This is a genomic window from Streptococcus sp. NSJ-72, from assembly GCF_014334035.1.
Lineage (GTDB): Bacteria > Bacillota > Bacilli > Lactobacillales > Streptococcaceae > Streptococcus > Streptococcus constellatus.
Map to the genome: position 1 here is coordinate 1827840 of NZ_CP060489.1, position 16494 is coordinate 1844333.

The 16494-nt window shown below is 40.9% G+C and carries 28 protein-coding genes and 1 pseudogene; all 29 read right to left on the reverse strand.

Features of this window, described 5'->3' with window-relative positions; translation table 11 throughout:
• Positions 1–21 precede the first annotated feature (21 nt).
• On the reverse strand, positions 22–405 hold the full coding sequence (rpsK, locus tag H8787_RS08940) for a 30S ribosomal protein S11 (RefSeq protein ID WP_001118385.1): 384 nt from the start codon (positions 403–405) through the stop codon (positions 22–24).
• A 19-nt stretch (positions 406–424) separates the two neighbouring features.
• Positions 425–790: a 30S ribosomal protein S13 gene (gene rpsM / locus H8787_RS08945; protein WP_002262317.1), complete on the reverse strand. Its 366-nt coding sequence runs from the start codon at positions 788–790 to the stop codon at positions 425–427.
• Between the two features lie 15 nt (positions 791–805).
• Positions 806–922, reverse strand: coding sequence for a 50S ribosomal protein L36 (rpmJ, locus tag H8787_RS08950; protein ID WP_001808836.1), 117 nt, complete (start codon positions 920–922; stop codon positions 806–808).
• 24 nt (positions 923–946) lie between these two features.
• Positions 947–1165, reverse strand: a complete 219-nt coding sequence (gene infA / locus H8787_RS08955) for a translation initiation factor IF-1 (RefSeq protein WP_001029883.1) — start codon at positions 1163–1165, stop codon at positions 947–949.
• 116 nt (positions 1166–1281) lie between these two features.
• On the reverse strand, positions 1282–1920 hold the full coding sequence (locus H8787_RS08960; protein ID WP_003071318.1) for an adenylate kinase: 639 nt from the start codon (positions 1918–1920) through the stop codon (positions 1282–1284).
• Positions 1921–2163: 243 nt separating this feature from the next.
• Positions 2164–3471, reverse strand: a complete 1308-nt coding sequence (secY, locus tag H8787_RS08965) for a preprotein translocase subunit SecY (protein WP_003071319.1) — start codon at positions 3469–3471, stop codon at positions 2164–2166.
• Positions 3472–3483: 12 nt separating this feature from the next.
• The gene (gene rplO, locus H8787_RS08970) at positions 3484–3924 is read right to left on the reverse strand and encodes a 50S ribosomal protein L15 (RefSeq protein WP_003071320.1); all 441 of its coding nucleotides are present in this window, start codon (positions 3922–3924) and stop codon (positions 3484–3486) included.
• A gap of 160 nt (positions 3925–4084) precedes the next feature.
• Entirely contained in the window at positions 4085–4267 is a 183-nt protein-coding gene (gene rpmD, locus H8787_RS08975) for a 50S ribosomal protein L30 (RefSeq protein ID WP_003029471.1), read from the reverse strand.
• A gap of 13 nt (positions 4268–4280) precedes the next feature.
• Positions 4281–4775, reverse strand: coding sequence for a 30S ribosomal protein S5 (rpsE, locus tag H8787_RS08980; protein WP_187327894.1), 495 nt, complete (start codon positions 4773–4775; stop codon positions 4281–4283).
• Positions 4776–4793: 18 nt separating this feature from the next.
• Complete coding sequence (rplR, locus tag H8787_RS08985) at positions 4794–5150, reverse strand: 50S ribosomal protein L18 (RefSeq protein WP_003040651.1); 357 nt, start codon at positions 5148–5150, stop codon at positions 4794–4796.
• 81 nt (positions 5151–5231) lie between these two features.
• On the reverse strand, positions 5232–5768 hold the full coding sequence (gene rplF, locus H8787_RS08990) for a 50S ribosomal protein L6 (protein ID WP_020998084.1): 537 nt from the start codon (positions 5766–5768) through the stop codon (positions 5232–5234).
• A 194-nt stretch (positions 5769–5962) separates the two neighbouring features.
• On the reverse strand, positions 5963–6361 hold the full coding sequence (rpsH, locus tag H8787_RS08995; RefSeq protein ID WP_003071323.1) for a 30S ribosomal protein S8: 399 nt from the start codon (positions 6359–6361) through the stop codon (positions 5963–5965).
• A 168-nt stretch (positions 6362–6529) separates the two neighbouring features.
• Positions 6530–6715, reverse strand: coding sequence for a type Z 30S ribosomal protein S14 (locus H8787_RS09000; RefSeq protein WP_006270514.1), 186 nt, complete (start codon positions 6713–6715; stop codon positions 6530–6532).
• Positions 6716–6732: 17 nt separating this feature from the next.
• Positions 6733–7275, reverse strand: a complete 543-nt coding sequence (rplE, locus tag H8787_RS09005; protein WP_003071324.1) for a 50S ribosomal protein L5 — start codon at positions 7273–7275, stop codon at positions 6733–6735.
• Between the two features lie 23 nt (positions 7276–7298).
• Complete coding sequence (rplX, locus tag H8787_RS09010; protein WP_003071325.1) at positions 7299–7604, reverse strand: 50S ribosomal protein L24; 306 nt, start codon at positions 7602–7604, stop codon at positions 7299–7301.
• Between the two features lie 76 nt (positions 7605–7680).
• Positions 7681–8049, reverse strand: a complete 369-nt coding sequence (gene rplN, locus H8787_RS09015; protein WP_003071326.1) for a 50S ribosomal protein L14 — start codon at positions 8047–8049, stop codon at positions 7681–7683.
• Between the two features lie 25 nt (positions 8050–8074).
• Positions 8075–8335, reverse strand: a complete 261-nt coding sequence (rpsQ, locus tag H8787_RS09020; RefSeq protein WP_003026542.1) for a 30S ribosomal protein S17 — start codon at positions 8333–8335, stop codon at positions 8075–8077.
• A 27-nt stretch (positions 8336–8362) separates the two neighbouring features.
• Positions 8363–8569 carry a 50S ribosomal protein L29 gene (gene rpmC / locus H8787_RS09025; protein WP_003071328.1) on the reverse strand — a complete coding sequence of 69 codons (207 nt, stop codon included), beginning with the start codon at positions 8567–8569 and terminating at the stop codon, positions 8363–8365.
• A 9-nt stretch (positions 8570–8578) separates the two neighbouring features.
• Entirely contained in the window at positions 8579–8992 is a 414-nt protein-coding gene (gene rplP / locus H8787_RS09030; protein WP_003062852.1) for a 50S ribosomal protein L16, read from the reverse strand.
• 3 nt (positions 8993–8995) lie between these two features.
• Entirely contained in the window at positions 8996–9649 is a 654-nt protein-coding gene (rpsC, locus tag H8787_RS09035; RefSeq protein ID WP_003071330.1) for a 30S ribosomal protein S3, read from the reverse strand.
• Positions 9650–9661: 12 nt separating this feature from the next.
• On the reverse strand, positions 9662–10006 hold the full coding sequence (gene rplV, locus H8787_RS09040; RefSeq protein ID WP_003026550.1) for a 50S ribosomal protein L22: 345 nt from the start codon (positions 10004–10006) through the stop codon (positions 9662–9664).
• 14 nt (positions 10007–10020) lie between these two features.
• Positions 10021–10299 carry a 30S ribosomal protein S19 gene (rpsS, locus tag H8787_RS09045; RefSeq protein WP_000533765.1) on the reverse strand — a complete coding sequence of 93 codons (279 nt, stop codon included), beginning with the start codon at positions 10297–10299 and terminating at the stop codon, positions 10021–10023.
• Positions 10300–10385: 86 nt separating this feature from the next.
• Positions 10386–11219, reverse strand: a complete 834-nt coding sequence (rplB, locus tag H8787_RS09050; RefSeq protein ID WP_003071334.1) for a 50S ribosomal protein L2 — start codon at positions 11217–11219, stop codon at positions 10386–10388.
• Between the two features lie 17 nt (positions 11220–11236).
• On the reverse strand, positions 11237–11533 hold the full coding sequence (locus tag H8787_RS09055; protein WP_003075202.1) for a 50S ribosomal protein L23: 297 nt from the start codon (positions 11531–11533) through the stop codon (positions 11237–11239).
• A complete protein-coding gene (rplD, locus tag H8787_RS09060) occupies positions 11533–12156 on the reverse strand; it encodes a 50S ribosomal protein L4 (RefSeq protein WP_003029483.1) in 624 nt (207 codons plus the stop codon). Before rplD ends, H8787_RS09055 begins: the two co-directional genes overlap by 1 nt.
• 24 nt (positions 12157–12180) lie before the next feature.
• A complete protein-coding gene (gene rplC / locus H8787_RS09065) occupies positions 12181–12807 on the reverse strand; it encodes a 50S ribosomal protein L3 (RefSeq protein ID WP_003029484.1) in 627 nt (208 codons plus the stop codon).
• A 203-nt stretch (positions 12808–13010) separates the two neighbouring features.
• Complete coding sequence (gene rpsJ, locus H8787_RS09070; protein ID WP_187327895.1) at positions 13011–13319, reverse strand: 30S ribosomal protein S10; 309 nt, start codon at positions 13317–13319, stop codon at positions 13011–13013.
• A gap of 514 nt (positions 13320–13833) precedes the next feature.
• Positions 13834–15651 (reverse strand): acyltransferase family protein, encoded by a 1818-nt coding sequence (locus H8787_RS09075; RefSeq protein ID WP_187327896.1) that lies wholly within the window; start codon positions 15649–15651, stop codon positions 13834–13836.
• 179 nt (positions 15652–15830) lie between these two features.
• Positions 15831–16477, reverse strand: a pseudogene (locus tag H8787_RS09080) (uridine kinase).
• Positions 16478–16494: the final 17 nt, after the last annotated feature.

Here is a 16494-nt window from a genome sequence, read left to right on the forward strand (position 1 = left end):
AAGCAGTGTAATGGTTTATGATTATACACGGCGACGTTTTGGAGGACGAGCACCATTGTGTGGCACAGGAGTCACATCACGAATAGCTGTTACTTCAAGACCAGCGGCAGCAAGAGCACGAATAGCTGACTCACGACCAGAACCTGGACCTTTAACAGTAACTTCAACTGATTTAAGACCGTGTTCTTGTGCAGATTTTGCAGCAGCTTCAGATGCCATTTGGGCAGCAAATGGTGTAGATTTACGAGAACCTTTAAATCCAAGAGCTCCAGCAGATGACCAAGCAATTGCGTTACCGTGCACATCAGTAATCATAACAATAGTGTTGTTAAATGTAGCGTGAATATGAGCAATACCAGATTCGATATTTTTCTTCACACGACGTTTACGTGTTGGTTTAGCCAAGACTTTTTACCTCCTTATATTATTTTTTCTTACCAGCAATCGCAACAGCTTTCCCTTTACGAGTGCGAGCGTTGTTCTTAGTGTTTTGTCCACGTACAGGAAGTCCACGACGATGACGGATTCCACGATATGAACCGATTTCCATCAAACGCTTGATGTTTAAGTTTACTTCGCGACGAAGGTCACCTTCAACTTTGATAGCATCAACTTCACGACGGATAGCATCTTCCTGATCAGATGTTAAATCTTTCACACGAATATCTTCTGAAACTCCAGCAGCAGCCAAAATTTTCTTAGAAGTTGGAAGACCGATACCGTATACATAAGTAAGTGAAACAACTACACGTTTGTCATTTGGAATATCAACTCCAGCAATACGAGCCATTTTTTCTCCTTTCTATTATCCTTGACGTTGTTTGTGTTTTGGGTTTGCTGGGCAAATTACCATAACACGACCATTACGACGAATAACTTTACAGTATTCGCAAATTGGTTTGACCGATGGTCTTACTTTCATTTTTTATCCCTCCAAGTATTTCGATTATTTAAAGCGGTAGGTGATCCGTCCACGTGTCAAATCATATGGACTCATCTCGACAGTAACACGGTCTCCCGCTAAAATACGAATATAATTTTTACGAATTTTACCAGAAACTGTTGCCAAAATCTGATGTCCATTTTCAAGTTCAACCGTAAACATTGCATTTGGCATGGTATCAACAACCTTGCCTTCAACTTCAATCACATCGTCTTTTGCCACGCAAAAGCACCTCCCTAAATTTCGATTCGTTCCTCTGGACACAGAGGTAACAATTATAAGTCAGACTAATTCATTGTATCACTACTTGTCAAATATTGCAAGCTTGAAAAACGCTTTTATTTCAAATTCATCAAGACTTTTTCGATGTCAGCAAAGACTGCATCAATTTCTTGGTTACCTTGAATATCGTGAACCAAACCTTGAGCGCGATAATGATCAATAATCGGCTGACCTTGTGCAATGTTGACATCCAAACGACGTTTCACTGTTTCAGGTTTGTCATCTTCACGTTGGTAATAATCTTCTTCATTATAATCTGCTGGTGGATTAAATACTTTATGGAAAGTTTCTCCCGTTTTTTTATGAATAATCCGTCCACTCAAGCGCTCTAGTAGACTATTCGGATCTACTTCAATATTGACAACCCCATCCAAAACAAGACCAAGGGCAGTTAATATCTCATCCAACGCATGAGCTTGCTCAATGGTGCGTGGGTAACCGTCTAACAAAAAGCCTTTTTCTTTAATATCATCTTGTGATAGTCGTTCTTTGACAATTCCATTGGTCACTTCATCAGGTACTAATTCGCCTTTGTCAATGTATGATTTAGCAAGTACACCCATTTCAGTTTGGTTTGCCATAGCTGCACGAAACATGTCTCCCGTTGAAATATGTGCAACACCAAATTTCTCAACGATTTTGGCTGCTTGTGTTCCCTTGCCTGCGCCTGGCAAGCCCATAATCAAAAGATTCATAATCCTTCTCCTTTTTTGTTTTTAAACAAATCTATTAATTAACAGCATTTCATAAACTTATTTAAAAACAAAATAGAAAGAGTGGGACAGACTTCAGAAAATCTATGATTTTCGATTTGCTCTCCCACCCCGCAACATAGTTGATTTGAGATGAAAACAAAAGCTCATTTTCATCATCAACCATTGCGTTCGTTATTTAACGCAAATTGCTTTTCAAGTTAAAGTATCTTTCTTTACTTTATTCTATTCTGTTGTATTCATAAAGCCAGTATATTTTCTCTTTAGAAGATAACCTTCAAGTTGTTTCATCCCTTCAATACCAGTTGCAATAATAATCAGCAAACTAGTACCACCTAAAGCAACAGCATCTGTCAATCCAAACAAATCTTTTGCTAAAATCGGTAAAATCGAAATAAAGCCCAAGAAAAGTGAACCAACTGTCGCCAGGCGGCGAAGCAGCTTGGACATGTATTCTTCTGTACCTTTACCCGGACGGACACCATGAATATAGGCACCGCTCTTTTGCAAATTTTCCGCAGTTTTCTCTGGATTGATTTGTACAAATGTATAGAAAAATGTAAACAAAATAATCAAGAGAGCATACATTGCGATGCCGCTGACTGTCGTCGTCGCAAACAACGACTGCGCCACTCGAACCCACTGTGTATTGTGACCTGTAGCTGTCAAAAATTGGAAAATAGCTGCAGGTGCGGCAGTAATCGAACTTGCAAAGATAACAGGAATAACACCTGCTGGGTTAACTTTCAAAGGAAGGTAAGAGCTAGAAGGTGCCCCTTGAGCTATCTTGGTATACTGGATTGGAATTTTATATTCTGCTTGTTGAACGAAGGTTGTAAAGTAAACAATGAGTAAAACAGCTATAATCAGAATAGTAACAAAAATGATAGATGAAGTAATACGGCTGCTTGGTACATTGACAAAGTAGTCTACATATATACTCTTAATCATTCCTGGAATTGCTGCTACGATACCTGCAAAGATAATCATAGAAACACCGTTACCATAGCCTTTATCTGTAATTTGTTCCCCTAACCAAGTCACAATCATAGAACCCGTCGTTAACAGAAAACCAATTAACAAATAGGTCTGCCAATTAGGTGTTGCCACCAACTTAGCACTAGATAAGGTATGGAAGCCTGCTGTAATACCGATAGATTGAACAAATGCCAAGACTAAGGCAATATAGCGCGTCGCTTGATTTAACTTTCTTCGTCCAACTTCACCTTGTTTACCCCATTCTACAAACTTAGGTAAAATATCCATTTGGAGTAGTTGTACAACAATGGATGCGGTAATGTATGGACTGACTCCCAATGCAAAAACTGAGAAATTTCGCAATGCATTACCTGAGACAAGACTAAGCATGTTTAGAAAGGAAAGCCCATTAAGAGCTTCTAAGCTTTTTGCATTAACACCTGGAACAGTGATCGTTGTACCAATTCGAAATACTAATACAATAAAAATTGTAAAGAGAATTTTAGAACGAACCTGTTTGATTTTTAATGCATCTTTTAATAGTTTAAAAAACATAGGTCACCTCACTTAGATGACTTCCACTGAACCACCTTTAGCAGTGATAGCTTCTTCGGCTGATTTAGAGAATCTAGCTGCTTTAACAGTCAATTTCTTCGTCAATTCACCATTACCAAGAATCTTAACACCAGATTTTTCAGCTTTTACAATACCTGCTTCAACGAGAACAACTGGTGTTACTTCTGTACCATCTTCAAAGCCATTCAATTGATCAAGGTTAACAATTGCATATTCTTTACGATTAATATTTAAGAAACCACGTTTTGGCATACGACGGAACAATGGTGTTTGTCCACCTTCAAAGCCAAGACGAACTTTTCCACCACTACGAGCTTTTTGACCTTTTTGACCGCGGCCAGAAGTTTTACCATTACCTGATGAAGTACCACGACCAACACGATTGCGGACTTTACGAGAACCTGTAGCAGGTTGTAATTCATGAAGTTTCATTATTATTTTCTCCTCTTTTGTAAAATGCTAGCGCTCGCAGCAGGGAAAAGGTGTCCCTACTGCAAACTCGCCTATACACATATTTAGTTTTAGGGGCTGAGAAATTTCTCCCATCCCCTAATTTATTTTCAAGTTAAAGTTTTGCAGCAAAAATTTTTGCTTACTTTACTTCTTCAACAGTTACCAAATGAGAAACAGCTGTAATCATACCACGAACGGCAGCATTGTCTTCTTTGATAACTGAGCTGTTCAATTTGCCAAGTCCAAGCGCTACAACAGTTTTACGTTGTGACGGGATGCGTCCGATTGGAGACTTAGTCAAAGTAATTTTAATTTGAGCCATGTTATCCCCTTTCTTATGCCAAGTCAGAAACTGAAATACCACGAACGGCAGCAACTTCTTCAGCGCGTTTTAATTGTTTCAAACCTTCAACAGTTGCACGAACAATGTTGATTGGAGTGTTAGAACCAAGCGATTTAGATGTTACATCTGCCACACCTGCCAATTCGATAACGGCACGAACAGCGCCGCCAGCAGCAACTCCAGAACCTTCTACAGCTGGTTTCAACAATACTTTAGCTCCACCAAATTCTGAAAGAACTTCGTGAGGAATTGTTGTGCCAACCATTGGTACTTCAATCAAATTTTTCTTCGCATCTTCAACTGCCTTGCGAATAGCTTCTGGTACTTCTTGAGCTTTACCAGTACCGAAGCCTACACGACCATTACGGTCACCGACAACTACAAGAGCTGCAAAACGAAGACGACGTCCACCTTTAACAACTTTAGTAACACGGTTAATCGCAACTACGCGTTCTTCAAGTTCAACTGCATTGTCTTTAAATGCCATTTTCTAGTGTCCTCCCTATTAGAATTTCAATCCGTTTTCACGAGCTGCATCAGCCAAAGCTTTTACACGTCCGTGATAGAGATATCCACCGCGGTCAAACACCACTTCAGAAATACCCTTAGCAACTGCACGTTCAGCAACGAGTTTACCAACAACAACGGCTTGTTCAGTCTTAGTTCCTTTTGAAACTTCTTTGTCAAGAGTTGAAGCGCTTGCGAGCGTTACACCCGCTACGTCATCAATTACTTGAGCGTAGATGCCTGTATTAGAACGGAAAACGTTCAAACGTGGGCGATCAGCAGTTCCAGAGAGTTTTCCGCGAACACGACGATGGCGTTTTTGGCGGACTTTGTTTTTATCTGGTTTCGAAATCACAATTTTCACCTCTTAATTTTATTGTATGCCTAAGCACAAAGTTGGAAATAATTATTTCGGTTAAAGAACAACCGTTTAACATTATTTACCTGTTTTACCTTCTTTACGGCGAACAAATTCACCAACGTAGCGGATACCTTTACCTTTATATGGTTCTGGAGCACGCAGACTACGAATGTAAGCAGCAGTTTGTCCTACTACTTCTTTTGAAATTCCACTCACAACAATAGTTGTTGGATTTGGAAGTTCAAAAGCAATACCTTCAGGAGCTTCTACTTCATCTGGATGAGATTTACCAACTGAAAGCACAAGTTTTTTTCCTTGAAGTTGAGCACGGTAACCAACCCCACGCATTTCAAGTTCTTTCTTGAAACCTTCTGAGACACCATGAACCATGTTGTTCAAAAGGGCACGAGTTGTTCCGTGAATTGTTTTCATTTCTTTTGTATCGTTTGGACGGTGAAGTGTTAATTCTGTTCCTTCCACACGGATTTCAATATCTTTTGAGAACGTACGAGTGAGTTCTCCTTTAGGTCCTTTTACAGTTACTACGTTGTCCTTGTTGGTCAATTCAACACCAGCAGGCAATGGAATAACTTTATTACCAATACGTGACATGTTATTTTTCTCCTGTTAGATTATCAAGCCGCAAAGCGACTAGTTTTCACGGGGTTAAAGATACTTATTGTGTTCAATAGCTAAATTGAACACGCTCTAAGAACTGTGCAAAATAGATAAGTTGGCTGTTTTGTAAACAAACTGCTCCAACTTCCTAATTTTGCTTTGTTCTTTACGAGCTTTGTATCTTAATTTTACCAAACGTAGGCGATTACTTCCCCACCAACATTCTTTTGACGTGCTTCCTTATCGGTCAACAAGCCTTCAGATGTTGAAATGATTGCAATTCCAAGTCCATTTAAAACTTTTGGAAGATCTTCACGTTTTTTATAAACACGAAGCCCTGGAGTTGAAATACGTTTCAAACCAGTGATTACTTTTCCACCGTTTTGATCGTATTTCAAGAATACACGAATAACACCTTGTTTGTCATCTTCAATGTACTCAACGTTTTTCACAAAACCTTCGCGTTTAAGAATTTCAGCAATTCCTTTTTTAATGTTTGAAGCAGGTACTTCCAACACTTCGTGTTTTGCTTGGTTCGCATTACGAATACGTGTTAAAAAGTCTGCAATTGGGTCAGTCATAACCATTTTTATTTTCTCCTCTTACTAGTAGTTTGAAGCTTTCACTTGCTAGTTAATACATGATACAGAGAGCGCGACAGCTTTGGCAAAAAAGACCAATTTGCTTTGGAGCATCGCTCCTGCATCAAACTTCCTATTTTTACTGCGTTCTCTTAACGCTCTCACATCATAATATTACCAAGATGCTTTGGTAACGCCTGGAATTTGTCCTTTGTATGCTAATTCACGGAAGCAAACACGGCAAAGTTTAAATTTGCGGTAAACAGAATGTGGACGACCACAACGTTCGCAACGAGTGTAAGCTTGCGTAGAGAACTTCGCTGAGCGTTTGTTCTTAGCAATCATTGATTTTTTAGCCAATTTATTTACCTCCTAGATTATTTTGCAAAAGGCATTCCAAGGCCTGTAAGCAATTCACGTGATTCTTCATCGGTGTTAGCAGTTGTTACGATAACGATATCTAGACCGCGTGTCTTATCAACATCATCAAAGCTAATTTCTGGGAAAATCAACTGTTCTTTCACACCAAGTGTATAATTTCCACGTCCATCAAATGATTTTGTTGGAACTCCGTGGAAGTCACGAACACGTGGAAGCGATACAGTAACCAATTTATCCAAAAACTCATACATACGTTCACCACGAAGAGTTACTTTAGCACCGATCGCTACACCTTCACGAAGACGGAAGCCGGCGATTGATTTTTTAGCTTTAGTAATAAGTGGTTTTTGACCTGAGATCAGAGCAAGCTCTTCAGCAGCTTTTTCAAGATTTTTAGCGTTTGAAACAGCGTCACCAACACCCATGTTCAAAACGATTTTATCCACTTTTGGCACAGCCATAACAGATGAGTAGTTGAACTTTTCAGTCAAAGCAGGAACTACTTCATTAAGATATTTTTCTTTTAAACGATTAGCCATTATACTTCTCCTTTCCTTCGTGATTAGTCAAGCACTTCGCCTGATTTTTTATTGTAACGAACTTTTTTGCCGTCTACAAACTTGTAGCCAACACGCCCTGCAACACCATTTTTGTCCAACACTTGAACGTTAGATACATGGATTGGTGCTTCTTTTTCTACGATAGCACCTTGAGGGTTTTCATTATTAGGTTTTTGGTGTTTCTTGATGATGTTTACACCTTCAACAACAACTTTATTTACCTTTGGAAGTGCGGCAATGACTTTGGCTTCAACACCCTTGTCCTTACCAGCAATCACGCGAACTTTGTCGCCAGTTTTTACAAACATTGGTTTCTCCTTTGATTTCTTACGCCTTGATAGGCACCCTATCTAATTAAAGATAGGGGACTTAGTTTGTTTGAGATTAAAGTACTTCTGGGGCAAGTGACACAATCTTCATGAATCCACCTTCACGCAATTCACGTGCAACTGGGCCAAAGATACGAGTTCCGCGAGGAGTTTTATCATCACGGATAATCACTGCAGCGTTTTCGTCGAATTTGATGTATGAACCATCTTTACGACGAGCACCTGATTTAGTACGAACGATAACCGCTTTTACAACGTCACCTTTTTTAACCGTACCACCAGGAGTAGCTTGTTTTACAGATGCAACGATGACATCACCAATGCTAGCGAATTTGCGTTTTGAACCACCAAGAACTTTGATTGTCAAGATTTCGCGGGCACCGCTGTTGTCAGCAACTTTCAAACGAGTTTCTGTTTGAATCATTTAAGTTTTCTCCTTTCAGGTAAGATTAGATAATAACAGCTTCTTCTACAACTTCTACAAGACGGAAGCGTTTTGTAGCTGAAAGCGGACGAGTTTCCATGATACGAACGATGTCGCCTTCTTTAGCGATGTTATTTTCATCATGTGCTTTGTATTTTTTAGAGTAGTTAATACGCTTACCATAGACTGGGTGGTTACGTTTAGTTTCAACTACAACTGTGATTGTTTTATCCATCTTGTCAGAAACAACGCGTCCAACAAGAGTTTTACGTTGATTACGTTCCATTTTAGAATTTCTCCTTTCCCAAGTCTATTACTTAACTTCTGATTGAACAGTTTTGATACGAGCGATTTGTTTTTTCACTTCTTTCAAGCGTGCGGTTTGTTCTAATTGACCCGCTGCTGCTTGGAAACGAAGTTCAAACAATTCTTTCTTTAATTCATTTTCACGCTTCGCGAGTTCTTCTTGAGAAAGACCACGAAGTTCTTTAACAAATTCTTTTACTTCATTAAGTTTCATGTCTTCTCCTTATTCAGCTTCACGTTTTACGAATTTTGTTTTAACTGGTAATTTGTGGCTTGCAAGACGAAGGGCTTCACGAGCAACTTCTTCTGATACACCAGCGATTTCAAACATCACTTTACCACGTTTAACGGGTGCAACCCAACCTTCTGGAGCACCTTTCCCAGATCCCATACGCACACCGATAGCTTTGGCAGTGTATGATTTATGTGGGAAGATTTTAATCCAAACTTTACCACCACGTTTCATGTAACGCGTCATAGCGATACGGGCAGCTTCGATTTGGCGGTTTGTGATCCAATGGCTAGTAGTTGCTTGAAGACCATATTCTCCAAATGCTACTTCTTTACCACCTTTAGCTTCACCGCGCATTTTACCACGAAATTCGCGACGGTGTTTAACACGTTTAGGTACTAACATTGGTTATTTACCTCCTTTAGTGTTTTTACGAGCCGGAAGAACTTCTCCGCGGTAAATCCAAACTTTAACACCAAGTTTACCGTAAGTAGTATCTGCTTCTTCCCAAGCGTAGTCAATATCTGCGCGAAGTGTGTGAAGTGGAACAGTTCCTTCAGAATATCCTTCTGCACGAGCGATATCTGCACCGTTCAAACGACCAGATACTTGAGTTTTAATCCCTTTAGCACCAGCACGCATAGTACGTTGGATAGCTTGTTTTTGAGCACGGCGGAAAGCAACACGTTGCTCTAACTGGCGAGCAATACCTTCACCAACAAGATGAGCATCTAAATCTGGTGATTTGATTTCAATGATGTTGATGTGGACTTGTTTTCTAGTCAATTTGTTAAGTTTTGCACGAAGTGCATCAACGTTTGCACCACCTTTACCGATAACCATACCTGGTTTGGCAGTGTGAAGGGAAACATTTACTTTGTTTACTGCGCGTTCGATTTCAATAGTTGAAACAGCTGCGTCAGCTAATTCTTTTTGAATGAATTTACGGATTGCAAGATCTTCATGAAGGTAATCCGCGTATTCTTTTTCAGCATACCATTTGGCATCCCAGTCACGGATGATACCGACACGCATACCTATTGGATGTACTTTTTGACCCACGATTTTACCTCCTTATTTTTCTGCAACAACCACTGTGATGTGGCTAGTGCGTTTGTTGATTGGTGAAGCTGAACCTTTCGCACGTGGACGGAAACGTTTCATGGTTGGTCCTTCGTTTGCGTAAGCTTCAGATACTACCAAGTTTGCTTTTTCCAAACCAAAGTTGTTTTCTGCGTTAGCGATTGCTGAATTGAGCACTTTTTCGATAATGCCAGCAGCTTTGTTTGGAGTGAATTTCAAGATTGCGATTGCGTCAGCGACATCTTTCCCACGGATATTGTCCAAAACCAGACGAGATTTGCGAGGGGAAACGCGCACTGTACGAGCCATTGCTTTAGCTGAAGTAATTTCTGCCATGTCCTTCTCCTCTCTTATCTACGTGTCTTCTTATCGTCAGCTGCGTGACCCTTGTAAGTACGAGTTGGCGCAAACTCACCAAGCTTGTGACCTACCATGTCTTCCTGAATATATACAGGTACATGCTTGCGGCCGTCATAGACTGCGATTGTATATCCGATGAAACTTGGGAAGATCGTTGAACGACGTGACCAAGTTTTGATGACTTTTTTCTTTTCGTCGTTGGCTTGAGCTTCAACTTTCTTCATCAAATGCTCATCGACGAAAGGTCCTTTTTTAAGACTGCGTCCCATTTTTATGTTTTCTCCTTTAAAATAAGTACCACAGCGGCCTGCGCTGCTTAGCAGCACTACCGAGCTGGCGGATAGATTGTTTTAGATTATTTCTCGTTGCGACGACGAACGATGAGTTTGTCAGATTTCGCTTTTTTGTTACGAGTTTTAAGTCCAAGAGCAGGTTTGCCCCATGGAGTAGATGGCGCTTTACGACCAACTGGTGCTTTACCTTCACCACCACCGTGCGGGTGATCGTTAGGGTTCATTACAGAACCGCGAACTGTTGGGCGAATACCTTTCCAACGGCTACGTCCTGCTTTACCAAGATTAACCAAACCGTGTTGTTCATTTCCGACAACACCAACTGTGGCACGGCAAGTGCCAAGAATCATACGAACTTCACCAGATTGAAGACGAACAAGGACGTATTTCCCTTCTTGCCCCAACACTTGAGCAGAAGCTCCGGCAGCACGTACTAATTCACCGCCATGACCTGGTTTCAATTCAATATTATGAATCAATGTACCGACTGGGATATTAGCGAGTGGAAGAGCGTTTCCGACTTTGATATCTGCTTCTGGTCCAGAAACGATGCGTTGGCCAACTTCAAGGCCCTTAGGAGCGATGATATAAGCTTTTACACCATCAGTGTAATGCACAAGAGCGATATTCGCTGAACGATTTGGATCGTATTCAATTGTTTTAACGACTGCTTCAACACCATCTTTATTGCGTTTGAAGTCAATTAAACGATAGTGGCGTTTGTGTCCGCCGCCTTGGTGACGAACAGTGATACGACCGTTGTTGTTACGACCGGCTTTGTTGTTCAAAGAAACAAGCAAAGTTTTTTCTGGAGTGCTCGTTGTGATTTCGGCAAAATCCAAAGAAGTCATATTACGGCGACCATTTGTAGTTGGTTTATAAACTCTGATTCCCACGATATTTCCTCCTTAGATTATTCTGCTTCAGCACCAAACAACTCGATTGCTTTAGAATCAGCTGTAAGAGTGATGATAGCTTTTTTAGTTTTATTTGTAAAGCCAGTATAACGCCCTACACGTTTTGCTTTTGGTTTTACATTTATTGTGTTCACGTTTGCAACCTTTACTCCATCAAAAGCAGCTTCAACTGCTTGTTTGATAAGAAGCTTATGAGCACGAGTGTCCACCTCAAATACGTATTTACCTTCTTCAAGAAGAGCCATTGAGCTTTCTGTAATGATAGGCTTTTTGATTACGTCATACAAATTCATTATGCAAGAACCTCCTCAATTGTAGAGATAGCTTCTTTAGTAACAAGAAGTTTGTCGCTATTTACGATGTCAAGAACACTTGCAGTTGTTGCAGTTGCAACTTTCACATTTGGAAGGTTACGAGCTGAAAGTGCAGCAAATTCATTTCCTTCTTCAAGAATTACAAGTACTTTTGAATCAATGCTAAGCGCAGCAAGTACTTTCGCAAACTCAGCAGTTTTTGGAGCTGTAAATGAAAGGCTGTCTACAGCTACGAATTTGTTTTCAGCAACTTTTTCAGAATAAACTGATTTAAGTGCCAATCTACGAACTTTTTGTGGAAGTTTGTAGGCATATGAACGAGGAGTTGGACCAAATACGGTACCACCACCACGCCATTGTGGAGAGCGAATAGAACCTTGACGCGCACGTCCAGTTCCTTTTTGACGCCATGGTTTGCGTCCGCCACCTGATACTGCAGAGCGGTTTTTAACAGCGTGAGTTCCTTGACGAAGACTTGCACGTTGACTGATGACAACATCAAATACAACTGATTCATTTGGTTCGATACCAAATACTGCATCGTTAAGAACTACTTCACCAGCTTCTTTACCAGTTTGGTCAAATAATTTTACGTTTGCCATTGTGACTGATTTCCCCTTTCCTTATTATTTACCAGCTTTAACTGCTGATTTGATCGTGATAAGAGATTTCTTAGCACCAGGTACGTTACCTTTGATCAGGATAACGTTTTTCTCTGGAACAACTTGTGCAATTTCAAGATTTTGAATCGTCACACGGTTGCCCCCCATACGACCTGCCAAGTGTTTATTTTTGAAAACACGGTTAGGCGCAACTGGTCCCATTGAACCAGGACGACGGTGATAACGAGAACCATGAGCCATTGGCCCACGAGATTGACCGTGGCGTTTGATAACACCTTGGAAACCTTTACCTTTTGAAGTTCCTGTTACATCAACAACATCGCCGGCTGCGAAAGTGTCAACTGTAATTTCTGCACCAACTTCTAAGCCTTCAATGTTTTTGAATTCACGAATGAAGCGCTTAGGAGCCGTGTTAGCTTTTGCTACATGTCCTTTAGCAGGTTTGTTACTCAATACGTCACGAAGGTCATCAAAACCAACTTGAACTGCGTTGTAACCATCTGTTTCAACTGTTTTCACTTGAAGAACAACGTTTGGAGCTGCTTCAACAACAGTCACAGGGATTAATTCGCCAGCTTCAGTGAAGATTTGAGTCATTCCCACTTTTTTCCCTAAGATTCCTTTTGTCATGAGAAAATGTTTCCTTTTCTATAGTTTTTTCAAAAAGTTTTTAACGAGCGTTTTTCATGCTCAAGATTAAGATACCAAGGGCGTCAAGAGCGAAGCAAAAATAGGAAACTGACGCCGTGTTCGATGAACACTAGGAAGTTTATCTTTTTTGCACAGCTCTTAGCCTGTGTTCAATTTCACTTGAACGATTTCTTAATATTTGATTAAAGTTTAATCTCTACGTTCACACCACTTGGAAGATCCAATTTCATCAAAGCGTCAACTGTTTTTTGAGTTGGGTTAATGATGTCGATCAAACGTTTATGCGTACGCATTTCAAATTGTTCGCGAGAATCTTTATATTTATGAGTCGCACGAATGATTGTGTAGAGGCTGCGTTCAGTTGGAAGTGGGATTGGACCTGCAACTTCAGCACCTGTACGAGTAGCAGTTTCTACGATTTTTGCAGCCGCTGTGTCAAGTGTACGATGTTCGTAAGCTTTCAAACGGATGCGGATTTTTTTGTCTGCCATCTTTTTCTCCTTTTTCGTCTATTTAAGATAATAGGCTAGCTCCACAAGAAAACCGACAGGCGATCACGTGGCAATGCAACCGAGCGTGTCGCAACCTCTTGCATCAAAGCTATAGACTGTTTTTCACAGCACCATAATATCTTAACACAAAGAACCAAGCATTGCAAGGGATTTGAGCAAGTTTTTTAGTTTTTTTATTTGAAAGCGTTCCCCTTTCTTATTGAGCTTTTACTATCTTCTGAAAAAGCAAGAGATTAAATATAGAAATCTTTATTAGTCGTAAGTACCAACACAAAAAAATCAAGTCTCATTTAAAATGAGGCTTGACATTTACAAATCATTTTTTCTTTAATATGAATAAGTAGAATTGCCTGGTAAGAAGACAAACTACCCCTTCCACGCTTAAAGTCAGTTTGTTTCCTACATGTTTAGTTGAAGGGCTTGCACAGATTTTTAACTACTAGGATAAATCGAATGTTCAATACAAACTTGCACTTCCCCATGCACTAAGAATTTACTTGTGCTTTACAGGCCCATCTGCTGCTTTTGTGACAGCCTTTTGAATTTCCTGCGCATAGAGTCGACCACCTGCAGCAATTGTGTCGGCATCTTCTCCAAAGTGGATATGATCACTACCTACCCAGATTTCTGGGTGCTGCTTGGCAGTAGTGTTCCAATCGGCAATGGTGACGTAAGCATATTTCTTGGCTAACTCTCTGGCATATTGCGCATGTTTTTCGGCGACAGGATTGTCATATTTGTCTGAATTACCATCGTAAGGAGTTACCAGAATAAGCCGATGTCCCTTCGGTAGGGTCTTGACCAACTCATTCAGTTCTTCTTCGTAGTTAAAGACAATATTAACACCGGTTGCTACCACGACGGTCTTGAGCAAGCCGCCAGCTGCGGCATTATTGCTCATAATTTCGCGAGCCTGAGCTGTATTGCGACTGCCTTGAGCATCGACTTGTGCATCCGGCAGGATTGCCTTCAGCGGAGTACTAGCCCGTAAGGTAACGGAGTCACCAATAATCGTCACACCATCTGCAATATTGTAACTACTAGCTTCTCCTTTTTCTGCAAGACTTTTAGTCCGATTTAGCTTGGTGTCAGCCTGATGAAGACCATTGACTAGCATATCTGTCTCAAACGCCCCAATCTTCGGAGCAAGTCCGATAGCCAGCAGGCTGATAAGAAGCAAACCTACGGAACTCATTGCCAAGACCTTTTTCAACTGCGTAAAATGCAAGTCCCAACCGAGAAAAGCAGGGGACTTCCCAGCAATGATTGGCTCAATAACATAAAAGGACAGTCCAGCAAAAGCAAGAGAAAGAAGACTTGTTAACATCACCGCAGGCAGATTGCCCATCAGCTGTGAAAAAATCGTGTAGAAAGGCCAGTGGAAAAGATAGACTCCATAACTCGTATCAGCAATCACTGTCAAAACTAGCGGTTCTTTTAGGTCGGGAGTCTTCTCATGCAAGACCCGTGTAGCCAATATCATAGCCGCCGCTGACAAACTAGCCAAAAGAAAACCAAGCAAATAGGTAAAAAGCGAATCAAACTTGATCCAGAACATCATCATAGCTAAGAGACCCGCTCCCGCCGCAAAGACCAGACAAGCCTCTCGCAAAGACCAGGAGCGAATTATTTTCTTTAACAGGCCTGTCATCTGTTTGATACCGGTCAAGGTCGCTAGGATACTGCCGACAAAGAAAGGATAAATGTGAGTCCAGGTCGAGAAATAAAGCTCCGAAAAACTGAGTCCTAAAAGGCTGCCAATAAACATACTGAGAAAGCTGATAAGCAAACCAAACGAAGACAGCAAAAAGATACTGCCCCTCAGCTGACCGGCTGTTTTGCAATATTGGGCTAGGAACCAGACGGCCAGTCCCCAAAGTAGATAATAATGAACCTCTACAGCCAGACTCCAGTTATGGACAAATAAATGTGGAATAAACTGAGCCTCGTAGCTTCCACCCGTCATCATTTCGTAAAAGTTAGTCACAAAGCCCATGACTGCTGCAATCTGCGTTCCAATACCGGCTACAAAATCCCGCCGAATCAAAAAGGTAAAGGGCATGATCACCAATACCATGACGATGACAGGGGGAACAATCCGATAAAAACGCCGTCGAAAGAAGGCTAGAAGCTCTATTTTTTTACTCTGAGAAAACTCATCAATCAAGAGCGCTGTAATCAGAAAACCTGAAAAGGTAAAAAAGACATCAACACCGAGAAATCCCCCAGGAAATAATTTTTGAAAAAAGTGATACAAGAGAACCAGCAATAAGCCTGTCACTCGAACCATTGAAAACCATTTGATACGCATATTTCTCCTAAATCCTTTTCACTACTGCTACAGACCGACCAACTCCCGCAAGCCTACATCACTGCTGAGTCAAGCAAGCCAAAAATTCTGTTAATTGCTGCATTTAGCAACGTTGCTATAAAATCTATTTTATTCTATTTTACCAAAAAATAAGCCAAAAAAACAAAAGACCTGGAATTTTATTTTCCAAGTCCATTGCTTATTTTATCTATTCCAAAGCCCTCTTCAGTCTGGCTGATGAGAAAATCAGCCTCTTCCTGATACATTTTATAGTAGTGTTCATATTGCTGGCGGCGGCTAGTGTGCGCTTGCCGAATCCAGTGCACATCGCGACCTCGAACGGCTGTGTATCTCGAGCCAAGCGGCGCTCCAGCTCTGTCCCCTCATCCGTGTGAAAGCAAATAGATAAATCAAACAGATTCTTTGGTAAAAAAGCTGCTGACATGCCTTCTACTATTAAAATCGGCTTTTGAGCTGACAAGCGGAGGCTGGATGCCCAAGCTGTACCTATCGTCAAGATATCCAGACCAGACTGCAAAGCACGAATATCTCGTTCTAGACTACTGAACTCATGAACAGCCGGGAGACAGGCTGTTACTTTTTGATGAGGAAAATCCTTAGAACTGAGCAAATCTCGATACTCTCCAACAATTACGTAAGGATCTGTTGCCAGCAGATTGGCTCGTTCCTCACCCAGAATTAGTTGGAGTTTTCGAGCGAAAGTTGACTTGCCTGAAACACCATGACCGTAAATACGCAGGGTATGTTTTTGGTCGTCTGACAGATATGCTGTCAATCTTTCCAGCAATTTTTCTTCATCAGACATAGTTTATCCTTTCAAAT